The following is an 11,781-nucleotide window of genomic DNA, read 5'->3' on the forward strand; positions in this document are numbered from 1 at the left end:
GGAAGTACCCGCATGAAACTCTGCCGTTATGGAGCACCCGGCGCGGAAAAGCCCGGCCTGATCGACAGCCACGGCCTGATCCGCGATCTCTCCGCCGTCATCGACGACATCTCCGCCGACGTGCTCGGCCGCGAAGGCCTGCGCCGCCTGATGGCACTCGATGCCTCCACGCTGCCGCTGGTCGAAGGCTCGCCCCGCTTCGGCACGCCCGTGGCCCATGTCGGCAAGATGCTCTGCGTGGGCATGAACTACGCCGACCACGCCGCGGAAACCCATGCACCGGTACCCGAGCAGCCCGTGCTCTTCATGAAGGCCACCACGGCCATCGGCGGCGCCAACGACGCGATCGTGATCCCGCGCGGCTCGGTGAAGACCGACTGGGAAGTGGAACTGGGCGTGATCATCGGCGAGGTGACCCGCGATGTTTCCATCGACGACGCCCTCGACTACGTCGCCGGCTACGCGGTCATCAACGATGTGTCCGAGCGCGAATTCCAGCTCGAACACGGCGGCCAGTGGGTCAAGGGCAAGAGCTGCGACACGTTCGGGCCGATCGGCCCCTGGCTGGTCACCAAGGACGAAGTTCCCAATCCGCAGAACCTCTCCCTGTGGCTGGAAGTGAACGGCCATCGTTACCAGAACGGCAACACGCGCACGATGGTGTTCGGCGTGGCGCACCTGGTGAGCTACATCAGCCGCTACATGACGCTGATGCCGGGCGACGTCATCAGCACGGGAACGCCCGCCGGCGTCGGCCTGGGGCTGCATCCGCCGACCTATCTCAAACCCGGCGACGTGATCGAACTGGGCATCGAAGGCCTTGGGCGACAGCGACAGGACGTGGTCGCCCATTCCGCGTCGCGCGCATGAGCGCCGTGCGCCGTTTCCCCTATTCCGTTCCCGGCACGGGAGGCCGGTCACGATGGTGAAGATTACCGCCCTCGAAACCTACGACGTGCGCTTTCCCACGTCGCTGGCGCATGACGGCTCGGACGCCATGAATCCGGATCCGGACTACTCCGCCGCCTACGTCGTGCTGAAGACCGACGCACCCGACGGCCTGGCCGGTTACGGACTCGTGTTCACCATCGGCCGAGGCAACGAGATCGAGACCGCCGCACTCGCCGCGCTGCGCCCTATGGTGGTCGGCCGCAGCGTCAGCGACATCGCCGGCAACCTTGGCGCATTCGCGCGGCAGCTCAACGGCGATTCGCAGCTGCGCTGGCTGGGCCCCGAAAAAGGCGTGATGCACATGGCGATCGGCGCCGTCATCAACGCCGCGTGGGACCTGGCCGCACGCATGGCGAGCAAGCCCGTGTGGCGCTTCATTGCCGACATGACGCCCGAGCAACTGGTCGAACAGGTCGACTTTCGCTACATCACCGACGCGCTCACGCCCGAGCAGGCGCTGGCGATGCTGCGCGACGCCGAGCCGCACAAGCAGGCGCGCATCGCGCAGCTGGAAGCCGAAGGCTATCCCGCCTACACCACCTCGCCGGGCTGGCTGGGCTATTCCGACGAGAAGATGCAACGACTCGCGCGCAAGGCCGTGGCCGATGGCTTTCGCACCATCAAGCTCAAGGTCGGCCTGCGCATGGAGGACGACCTGCGCCGTTGCCGTCTTGCGCGCGAAGCGGTGGGCCCGGACGTCGCCATCGCCGTCGACGCCAACCAGCGCTGGGACGTCCAGACGGCCATCGACTGGCTCAAGCCGTTGAAGGACATCGGCCTTGCGTGGGTCGAAGAACCGACCAACCCCGACGACGTGCTCGGCCACGCCGCCATCCGCCGCGGCGTGGCGCCCATTCCCATCTCCACCGGCGAACACGGGCAAAACCGCGTACTCTTCAAGCAACTGCTGCAGGCGCAGGCCGTCGACCTGATCCAGATCGATGCGGCGCGCGTCGGCGGCGTCAACGAGAACCTCGCCATCCTGCTGCTGGCCGCCCATTTCGGCGTACGCGTTTTTCCGCATGCCGGCGGCGTGGGACTATGCGAACTGGTGCAGCACCTGGCGATGGCCGACTTCGTGGCCATCACCGGCAAGAAGGAGGATCGCGCGATCGAATTCGTTGACCACCTGCACGAACATTTCGTGGAACCGGTGACGATCGCCCGCGGACGCTACCAGGCACCCCATGCGCCGGGGTTCTCCGCACGCATGCACGAGGCCTCGGTGCGCGATCATCTCTTCCCCGATGGCATCGTATGGAAGAACGCTCCCAAGACAGCGATGGGGTGAACCATGAAAACGCCGGTGACCAACATCGCCGACCTGCGCGCCATGGCGCGTCGGCGAGTACCTCGGGCGTTCTTCGAGTACGCCGACCGCGGCTCGTACGATGAAACCACGCTGCACGAGAACCGGCGCGCACTCGATCGCCTGCAGCTTCGGCAGCGCGTCATGCAGGACGTGGACAACCGCTCGCTGGCGACCACCATCCTGGGCGAACCGGTCAGCATGCCGTTGGCCATCGCCCCGACCGGACTGACCGGGCTGCAGCACGGCAGCGGCGAAATCCATGGCGCACGCGCCGCCGCCGAGGCGCGCATTCCGTTCTGCCTCAGCACGATGTCCATCTGCTCGATCGAGCAGGTGCGCGCCGCCTGCGATACGCCGTTCTGGTTCCAGGTCTACGTGATGCGCGACCGCGGCTTCACGCGCGAACTGATCCGGCGTGCGCGTGCAGCGCAATGCTCGGCCTTGATGCTGACCGCGGACCTCACCGTGCAGGGACAACGGCATCGCGAGATCAAGAACGGCCTGTCCGTGCCACCCAAGGTCACGCTGCGCAACCTGCTCGACATCGCCAGCAAACCGCGCTGGATATGGCACGTGCTCAAGGCGCCCAGTCGTTCGTTCGGCAACCTGGAGGGACGCATCGGCGGCGCGGACAGTCTCACCACGCTGGCGCAATGGATCGCCAGCCAGTTCGACCCCACCTTGAACTGGGACGACCTCGCATGGATCCGCGAGGAATGGCCGGGCAAGCTGATCGTGAAAGGCATCCTGGATCCGGAGGATGCGCGGCTTGCCGTCCAGCATGGTGTCGATGCCATCGTGGTTTCCAACCACGGCGGACGGCAGCTCGACGGCGCACCCGGCACCATCGACGTCCTGCCCTCGATCGTCGACGCCGTTGAAGGCCGCACCGAAGTGCTGTTCGACAGCGGCATCACCAGCGGCCAGGACCTGCTCAAGGCGCTGGCACTGGGCGCCCGCGCAGGCCTGATCGGCAAGGCCTTTCTCTACGGCCTCGGCGCAAATGGCCAACAAGGCGTGACGCAAGCCATCGAACTGGTCCGCCGCGAACTGAGCGTCACCATGGCGCTAACCGGACAACGCGACGCCACACGTATCTCACCCGACGTGATCTGGCGCGGCGCCTGAGCCGCGGAACAACCCATCGCACATCCCGCCCGCCCTTCTCCCTGTCCCCTCCGGAGAAAGGGTTGGGGTGAGGGGCGGCCGCTCGCGAAAGAACCACCTACCTTTTTTGTAGGAGCGCACCCAGTGCGCGACCGCGGAACTTCAATCGCACCGCTCCGTAGGCTTATCGCGCACTGGGTGCGCTCCTACAGAAAAGCGGCCACGCGGTTCGGCACCAGCACCGAGAATCTCAAATGGGCCACGCGTCTCCGGGGAGATGGATGGATACTCGCGACACAACACCCTACCGCTGTAGGAGCGCACCCAGTGCGCGACCGCAGCACTCCAACCGCGCCGCTCCGTAGGCTTATCGCGCACTGGGTGCGCTCCCACAGACAAGGACAGTCACGTGGCACGCCGTCAGCGTCTCCATGTTCCTTCCTCTCTACCTGCCAGGAGAGAGTCGGGGCGAAGGGATGGATGCTCGCGACAAGAACCTGACCGCCTCGACTGTAGGAGCGCACCCAGTGCGCGACCGCAACACTCCAACCGCACCGCTTCGCAGGCTTATCGCGCACTGGGTGCGCTCCTACAAAAGCAGCGGCGCGACATTCAATACACCTACCCGACTTCCACCAACGCAACGACGCGGCACAGCCTCGCGCACCCCCTCTCCCCATCCGGGGAGAGGGCTGGGTGAGGGGCGGGTGCTCGAGAAAGCCTTACCGCCCCTCCCTGTAGGAGCGCACCCAGTGCGCGACCGCAGCACCCCAATCACACCGCTTCGCAGGCTTTTCGCGCACTGGGTGCGCTCCTACAAAAGACAACTGCTCCGCACGCATCCCGTCAGCCCACACACTCCGCCAAATCAAAAATCCGCTGCATCGGCACCCACTTCTGCCCTGCCGCCGCCCACGGCAACGGCTGCTGGTAGGTGGACATCAGCGCCTCCCACGCCTGCACGCGCTCGCTGGCCGCATCTGCGGCCGCCTTGGCGTCGGCGTCGAAATCCGGCGACACGCGCATCAGCATGACCAGTCGCGTGCCCGTGCGGAAAATCTGCATGTCGAGAATGCCCGCCTGGCGAATTGACGCCACGATCTCCGGCCAGATGTTCTCTCGGCGATGCCAGCGTTCGTATTCGGCGATCAGCATGGGATCGTCGCGCAAATCCAACGCGAGGCATTGCCAGGTCATGCCGTCACCCCGGCGGTGACGCGCTGCCAGTGCTGCTGCGCAAACAGGAAGATCGCGATGAAGCAGACGGCCGGCACGAGCATCGAGTGCGCGATACCGACGCGATCCGACGCCACGCCCATGGCCGCGGTGAGCACGGCGCCGCCGATGATGGCCATCACCAGCAGGGCCGCGGCGAACTTGCGTTCGTCATCGCCCTTGCCTTCCACGCCCAGCGCGAAGATGGTCGGATACATCACCGACATGAAGAAGCTCGATGCCACCAGCGCATAGATGCCCGGCCGCCCGGGCATGAATGCCGCCACCGCCATCAGCAACACATTGGCCAGCGCGAACAGCGCGAGCACGCGCGACGCCTTCAGATGCTTCATCAACCCCGCGCCGGCAAACCGGCCGGCCATGAAGCAGACCAGCCCCGCCGTCACGAAACCTGCCGCTTCCTTGGCCGTCGTGCCGGGCACGGTCGCCTGGGTGTAGCGGATCATGTGGCTGAACACGGCGACTTGCGCGCCCACGTAGAAGAACTGCGCCGCAATGGCGCCGAGCAATCGCCCATCACGCAACAGGCGCTTCAGCACACCGTGTGCTGCGGGCTCGCCCTCTTCCCGGTTCGCAACCGACGGAAAGCGCGTCACCAGGATCACCAGGGCCCACGCAAGCACACCAAGGCCGATAACCAGGTAAGGCAGCTGCACCGCAGCCGCCTCACTCTTCATGAAGGCATCCCGAGCGCCGGCGCCCATGGCGGCCAGTTCCTGCGGTGTGTGCTCCACGCCGGTGAAGATGAACTGCTGGCCGATCAGCACGCCCGTGATCGATCCGAGCGGGTTGAAGGCCTGCGCAAGGTTCAGCCGCGACGCCGCCGACGATGCCGGCCCGAGCAAGGTCACATAGGGGTTGGCCGATGTTTCAAGGAAGGCGAGCCCGCAGGCGATGACGAAGAGCGCCGCAAGAAACATGGCATACGTGGCATAGGCCGCCGCCGGCCAGAACAGCAAGGCGCCCACGCCATACAGGCACAGGCCGAACAGCACCGCGGATTTGTAGCCGTATCGCCGCATAAACGCCCCGGCAGGAAGCGCGACGATGAAATAGCCGAGGTAGAAGGCGCTTTGCACCAGCGCCGCCTGGAAGTCGGACAGCGTAAAGGCCTTCTTGAACTGCGCCACCAGCACATCGTTGAGGTTGTTGGCCACACCCCACAGAAAGAAAAGACTTACGATCAACGCGAGGGGGAACAGCGGCGTGGCGCCGCTTGAGTGACCACTGGCCGTTGTCGACGCGGCTGGTGGGTGCATAGATGTCATCCTCCGACGAGTGGCGAATGCGGGCCCCTACTGCACCGGGCGCGGCGAATGTGCAAATATGAACTTATAATTTACTGGTATAACAAGTTGCACCGCAGCATCGCGATACACGGAACCTGATCCCTCGCCCGCCGCATTGCAAGCGACGAGCCACCACCATCACGGACGCCCATGGCCGCAGAGTCTCCCAAATATCGTGCCCCCGCCCTGGACAAAGGGTTGGACATCCTCGAACTGCTGGCACGCGCCGTCGCCCCGTTGACCATCGCGGAGATCTCCGAAGGCGTGGGCCGTTCGCGCGGCGAAATCTTCCGCATGCTGCAGGTGTTGGAAGAGCGCGACTACATCAGCCGCCCCGATGGCGAGGGCCGCTACTCGCTCACGCCGCGACTCTTCCGACTCGGCATGGAGCAGCCGCCGGTCAAGAGCATGGTGGAAACCGCCCTGCCCATCATGCACAGGCTGGCGGACGACATCGACCAATCCTGCCACCTGGTCGTGCCTTCGCAGGAGCAGATCGTGGTGATCGCCCGAGTCGATCCGCCGGGCGAGATCGGGCTCGTGGTTCGCGTCGGCCACCGCCGCCCTATTTCCCATTCCGCCTCGGGCCATGTGCTGTTGGCCTGGCAGGACGACGAGACGCGCGAGCGCTGGTTCAGCATGATGATCGCGCACGAGCCGCAGTTGAGCCGCAAGCCCATCGACAAGGCGATCAAGGAGATCCGCGCCGCCGGCTTCGCCACCATCCACAGCCAGGTAGTCGACGGCGTCACCGATATTTCCGCGCCGATCATGCAGCACGGCCGCGCCACCTGTGCGATGACCATCCCCTTCATCGAACGTCGCGGCTCCGCCATGAACATGGCCAACACCACCCGGCTGCTCGTGGACGCGGCCAACGAGGTGTCGGAAGCGCTGGCCCATCGGCCCACGCCATCACTGGGCAATTGAAGATGCACGGCGCGACGACTCCAAGTCGCGCCGCGGACGGGCTTTTGCGTATAACGCCCGAGACTTGGCGAGCGAATCGTTTTGCGCCGTGCGTCAACCACGGCCGGACGCGCATGCACCCCGGCAGTCCATGCGCCACGCCCCATGTCCAAGCACCCGTGTGCTACCGATTCACGCCGACCTTCGCCAGGTCGTAGCGCGCCTGCAGCACCAGCCAGTAGGCCGCCGTCGGGTCCATCACGCAGGCCAGGCGCACCGCGAATTCGGCATTGATGCGTCGCTCGCCCCGCGTGATCTGCCGTAGCGTGGACACCGAAATGCCGGTGCGACGCGCCAGCCATGCGAGCGACATCGTGCGAGGCCTGAGGTGATCGTTCAACAGCACGTCGCCTGGGCTGCGTAGCAGCGTCGTGACATCAAAGTCCATCAGCGGATCGAGCTTTATAAGGCACATAGGGCTTCCTTTCCTGTCAGGCACGGCTCAATGACGGATCAAGCCCTACAGGCTTCCGTGTCGGCGCGTGCCGGGTACCGATGTAAGTGATCGCTTAGGTGTGGCGCACCGGCACACCGGCCGATGCGCCACGGAAACGATCAACGGATGCGGGAAATGTTCACTTCAGGCTTGCCGGCAAGCCTCTCGGCGCGAGGTGCAGGATCTAAGTGCCGCCGACCGTAGCTGTCGGGGTTCGCCGACACGCACGGCCATGAGCCGCCCTGCCCTTGGCACATGAGCTGCCGGAACAGGAAGTGAGGATGCCATCGAGGGGAATGGACGGGCGAATGCGTCCCGTATGATCGCGAGTAGCCATGGTCAACTCAGAGGTAGTTGGTGATGGTCAGCGGTACGCATGAGTTGCGCCTCATGCGTATCGCGATTCTCGACATCGCTGTCGAGGCCGTCTGCAACGCATCTCCGTCGTGTTGCAGCAGCCCGCCGAAAGTAGCAAACGGCATTCGCTCCGCCTGTCAGCGATTACCACGCAACCCGCCAACCAAGCGCCGACAGGCGTGTCGGCCCGCAATGACCTTGCGTGCCACGGCGCAACGCGACAGGTTCGCCGCGCGCCCAAAGAGCACGTCTCGACACTCGCGTGAAGGGTCATGGTCTCGTACGAAGAGGCCATCCCAACGATCGACCCGTGGCGACAGCTGACGATCCTTCACAACGACCAGAGATCCGGATGAAAACGCAGGACCCGCGGAGGTGGACGAATGTTGGTCGGGCTGGCTATGCTGCCCGTTCGCTCTCGGTTTCGCCCGCCTGACCGGACCTCTATCGCTTCAGGACTTCCATTGCTCGGTATAGGCAAAACGCGTGGGCCGCAACGACATGTATTGCACGACGCGCGGATGCTTCGCGCGATTCGGGCTGCTTCCGTGCGGCAGGAGGTGATGCCAGATGATCATGTCGCCGCGTTTGGCGGCAATCGGTTTCATCGTCAAGGTGCGCCTCGCATGATCGTGCACACCCACGCCCGCGGGAACGCTTTGCAGCCATTGCTTCAGCGTGCGATGGAAGCCCGGTACGCAACTGAACGCGCCCTGGTCTTCGGCAACATCGGCGAGATAGACGATCCCCTGCAATTCAAGACAGTGCGGCTCGGCAAGCGTGCTGTCCCAATGCAAATGCGGCCCGGGAAAATGCCAGCCGTCGCGTTCCGGAGGGTTGAACCCGCCCTGGTCGATGGTCACCCAAAGATCTTCACGCCCCCACAGCTGCGCGTGGGCCTTGTGGATGCGCGGCGCGTAACGATTGGCCGCGAGCGCCGGGTGCCGCAACAGTGGCACCCAGATGGAATGGCCCAGCGACGTGCGATACCAGGATGACGGGTCGTCGCGATCCACTCCCAGGAAATCGTAGATCGCCATCTCGGCGGCTTCCGCGGCTTCCTTGCTGATCGCATTGCGCAGAATGACGTAGCCATGCTCGTCCCAATGCGCGAGATCGTCCGCACTCAAGCCTTCGACATCGTCGAGATGGCCCACCTCGGCACTGACACGCTCGCCCGCCAGCGCACGACGCAAACGATCGAGCGAAGCTTCCTCCAGTTCGCCGCCATTGCGCTCCAGCACCCACGCCTCGAACTCCGCATAGCTCGGCTTCGCGTGATGCAGATAGCGCAAGGTTTCGAGCACGTTGAGACGCAGGCCCGCCAACAACGTCTTCACGACATCCTGCGGCAGCGACCCCACGGATCCCGGCACGCACTGGGCAGCCCAGTAATCACGCAACTCCTTGATGCCAAGCCTTGTCGCCACCTCAACCATCGCGTCCCTCGTGATCTTGAAAATCTTTCTCGCCCACACCTCAGCGATACCGCGTTGGCCGCAAGGCGCTTCATGGTGAAAAGGCCGCCCTGGACATTCACCAGCCACAAGGACCAGCCGAGCCGACCAGGCACTCCGAATTGCCTCCCGCAACATCAATGTTCTAGAGGGCAATGACTGCTTCCCATGCCTCCGAGGAAACCACCCCATGGCCACGCAGTCTCGGGGCATGCGACTCAAACGCGCCGAGCTATCCGATCAATACATTCGCCAATCCCACCACCAAAACCACGGGCGCAGGCGCCTGTGGTCCGCCATAGGGAATGTCGTGGCAGGTTTCGCAGTAGTCGTCTGCACGAGCCGCGCCGCGTCCGTTGATGCGCACCGTGGCGCTTCCCGCGACCACCCGGCCCTGGTTCGTGGGAGGCACCTGGAAAGCGCCAGGATGGGGCACATGCGGGGGCGTGTTCTGGGCCATCGATCCCACCATGGCTGCCGGGCGGCCGTTGATGCGCACGTTGATGCTCACGCCAGTCGTGATCTTTCCATGGAACGGAAAAGGCTGGGGCGTGGGTACAGGGCCACCCGGGGACGGGACCAAAACAATATGGATGTCACCGGCGTTGACGATGGAGTCACCCATTTTTGCGGCTGGCTTTCCCATATTCGCCCCTTAGTTGAGGTCAATGACGGCGGCGCTGAGTTTCATGCTGGCCCCACCGATCGCTTGCAGCCCGTTTGCGCCCAATTCCAGCCTGACGGTACCGGAGCTGTTCTGAAGCATCAGCTTGTTCGCTCTCAAGGTCATCGTGTTGGCCGCGGTGATGGTGACGTCGCCCTTGCTCTCAACCGCGATGTGGTTTTTTGCGGAGTCGATCTGCACCTTGTTCTGATGTTCATCGATCAAGGTGAGCTGACCTTCCTTGCTATCGTCGAAGATCAGTTGCTTGCCCTGACGGGTCTTGATCACGCGAACCTCCTGGTGCCGCGCGGCATCTTCTATCGGCGGCTTGATACCGCCGTTCCACAGGAAGCCCAGCACGAAAGCCTGCCTTGCATCGCCGGCGGCAAAACCGACCAACACCGAATCGCCCTCTTTCGGCAGGAAGAACGCCCCGCCATCCGGACCACCATAGAAACTCATCACTGGCAGCCAGCCGGACTCCATCGGACCGTCGCCGCCCTGGAGCAGAACGATCACTCTGCCAAGCCCTTCAGGGTCATCGACCCGACTGACCTGAGCCACCATCACGCCACCAAGTGCTTGCCCTGGCATGGATTTGGCCATATCGACGTCTGAAACCATATTCAACTCACCCCTGTAAATATCTTCGGATCGCAAGGAACGCCATGATTTTGTCCGGTATGCGGCCTGGTGCCTTGCTTGGGGACCACTCTCTCGACGAAATCGGACACGTTCATCGCGTCACAGTCCCTGTCCTTCACTGCCGCCGCGAGCTCTGGAATTGAAGCACTGCAACCGCCCCTAAGTTTGAGCGGACTTTGGCATTACTGCCGCCGATGATTTCTACGACAGCCGGTCAATAGCTTCGTTCACTGAAACCGTTCCGTCCATGACAGCCTCCGAGCTTGGGCTTCGTGTTTGGAAGAATGAAGCGGACAGCCCCAATTGGCACTTCCTCGACTGCTCGTGATAGCTCCTTCAGGAGATGGCATTCATGACCGAAGACACCACGCGCCACCCAGAAGCGTCGTGCGCCACCACGGCCGTGTACCAGCCTGCGCAGAGGGGCCCGCAGTAGTAGCTGTAAGTCACGTCATAGTTACCATCCGGTCGACGAATCGGAAGGCCCACAGCAAAGCGTATGGCCATGGAGCCGTTCGACGCGCCCTGTGTCCAAGTGCTCCCTGGAAAGGCTTCGATATCGTCCTTTCGAAGTTTGGCAAGATTCTCCGGCGGAAGATCCACCGCTCCTTCGGTGCTCGGCGACGGCATGCTCACGAAGTAACGGGCCTTTGGCGCGGCTCTGTTGCTGAGCCGATCAGCATTCACTTGATATCGCAGGACGACCTCCGTCAACTGCTGCAAGTCGGGCGCGGGATACTTCTTGGCGAGCTCAAGTTCCTCCACTTTCTGTCGGGCTGTCGTCACCTGTTGGTGAATATCTTCTTTGGCAACGCATCCCACAGATGGAGTGGCCTCAAGACACGCGAGAGACGTGGATTCGTTTACTCGAGCCACGAAATGCTTCGCGGTCTGGATATCGACCTCGGCGTCAATCTGGATCACCCATTCGCGGGTCACGGGTTCGAAATGGATGCCGGAAATGGAGAAGTTGTGACTACCCGTTGCTCGGCCAGCCAGCATCATCGCAACGTTGCTTGCAAACTGTTCATCGAACAATGGCTTGGTATGCGCTTCGATCGCTAGCACTAAGGGGCTCGCGAACCATGCGGCCAGGAGGCCACCAAATACCCTCAAACAACGATGCAACATCATGATCCATTCTCCCGAATACATGCTGCTGACTGATGTCAGCCATGGATCAAAAGCCGACACTCAAAGACTACCTTGGTACGCCCCCGATTCCGTAGACACCTGATAGTGTCTATTGAGGATCGGAGGATCTATGACCAGCAAGCGTTTCACTGACGAGTTTAAGGCTGAAGCGGTTAAGCAGGTTAGCGAGCGTGGCTACCCCGTTACGGAGGTGGCCGAGCGAC

The 11,781-nt window shown here is 63.3% G+C and carries 12 protein-coding genes; 5 read left to right on the plus strand and 7 right to left on the minus strand.

Going from position 1 to position 11,781, the window contains the following annotated elements; translation table 11 throughout:
- Positions 1 to 12 precede the first annotated feature (12 nt).
- Genes CA260_RS10675 through CA260_RS10685 form a run of 3 tightly spaced genes read left to right on the plus strand, consistent with a single transcriptional unit; the run spans position 13 to position 3,391 of the window.
- The gene (locus tag CA260_RS10675) at positions 13 to 870 is read left to right on the plus strand and encodes a fumarylacetoacetate hydrolase family protein (protein ID WP_111982903.1); all 858 of its coding nucleotides are present in this window, start codon (positions 13 to 15) and stop codon (positions 868 to 870) included.
- Between the two features lie 52 nt (positions 871 to 922).
- The gene (locus tag CA260_RS10680; RefSeq protein ID WP_111982905.1) at positions 923 to 2,242 is read left to right on the plus strand and encodes an enolase C-terminal domain-like protein; all 1,320 of its coding nucleotides are present in this window, start codon (positions 923 to 925) and stop codon (positions 2,240 to 2,242) included.
- Positions 2,243 to 2,245: 3 nt separating this feature from the next.
- A complete protein-coding gene (locus tag CA260_RS10685; RefSeq protein WP_111982907.1) occupies positions 2,246 to 3,391 on the plus strand; it encodes an alpha-hydroxy acid oxidase in 1,146 nt (381 codons plus the stop codon).
- A gap of 825 nt (positions 3,392 to 4,216) precedes the next feature.
- Here CA260_RS10685 and CA260_RS10690 read toward each other — a convergent pair.
- Positions 4,217 to 4,567: an L-rhamnose mutarotase gene (locus CA260_RS10690; RefSeq protein ID WP_111982909.1), complete on the minus strand. Its 351-nt coding sequence runs from the start codon at positions 4,565 to 4,567 to the stop codon at positions 4,217 to 4,219.
- Positions 4,564 to 5,865: an L-fucose:H+ symporter permease gene (gene fucP / locus CA260_RS10695; RefSeq protein WP_111982911.1), complete on the minus strand. Its 1,302-nt coding sequence runs from the start codon at positions 5,863 to 5,865 to the stop codon at positions 4,564 to 4,566. Before fucP ends, CA260_RS10690 begins: the two co-directional genes overlap by 4 nt.
- Positions 5,866 to 6,045: 180 nt before the next feature.
- Between fucP and CA260_RS10700 the strand changes: the two genes are divergently transcribed.
- Positions 6,046 to 6,825 carry an IclR family transcriptional regulator gene (locus CA260_RS10700; RefSeq protein ID WP_111982912.1) on the plus strand — a complete coding sequence of 260 codons (780 nt, stop codon included), beginning with the start codon at positions 6,046 to 6,048 and terminating at the stop codon, positions 6,823 to 6,825.
- 163 nt (positions 6,826 to 6,988) lie between these two features.
- Here CA260_RS10700 and CA260_RS10705 read toward each other — a convergent pair whose 3' ends face one another.
- From CA260_RS10705 to CA260_RS10725, 5 genes are all read right to left on the minus strand, one after another.
- Positions 6,989 to 7,279 (minus strand): HigA family addiction module antitoxin, encoded by a 291-nt coding sequence (locus CA260_RS10705; protein WP_111982913.1) that lies wholly within the window; start codon positions 7,277 to 7,279, stop codon positions 6,989 to 6,991.
- 830 nt (positions 7,280 to 8,109) lie between these two features.
- On the minus strand, positions 8,110 to 9,252 hold the full coding sequence (locus CA260_RS10710) for a phytanoyl-CoA dioxygenase family protein (RefSeq protein ID WP_172461789.1): 1,143 nt from the start codon (positions 9,250 to 9,252) through the stop codon (positions 8,110 to 8,112).
- Between the two features lie 94 nt (positions 9,253 to 9,346).
- Positions 9,347 to 9,760, minus strand: coding sequence for a PAAR domain-containing protein (locus CA260_RS10715; RefSeq protein WP_111982915.1), 414 nt, complete (start codon positions 9,758 to 9,760; stop codon positions 9,347 to 9,349).
- A 9-nt stretch (positions 9,761 to 9,769) separates the two neighbouring features.
- Complete coding sequence (locus tag CA260_RS10720) at positions 9,770 to 10,402, minus strand: phage baseplate assembly protein V (RefSeq protein ID WP_111982916.1); 633 nt, start codon at positions 10,400 to 10,402, stop codon at positions 9,770 to 9,772.
- Positions 10,403 to 10,759: 357 nt separating this feature from the next.
- Positions 10,760 to 11,557: a hypothetical protein gene (locus tag CA260_RS10725; RefSeq protein WP_111982917.1), complete on the minus strand. Its 798-nt coding sequence runs from the start codon at positions 11,555 to 11,557 to the stop codon at positions 10,760 to 10,762.
- Positions 11,558 to 11,687: 130 nt separating this feature from the next.
- Here CA260_RS10725 and CA260_RS10730 point away from each other — a divergent pair.
- Positions 11,688 to 11,781: transposase (locus CA260_RS10730; RefSeq protein ID WP_146745325.1), on the plus strand; the 94-nt coding region annotated here is incomplete at its 3' end.

This window comes from Dyella jiangningensis, from assembly GCF_003264855.1.
GTDB lineage: Bacteria > Pseudomonadota > Gammaproteobacteria > Xanthomonadales > Rhodanobacteraceae > Dyella > Dyella jiangningensis_C.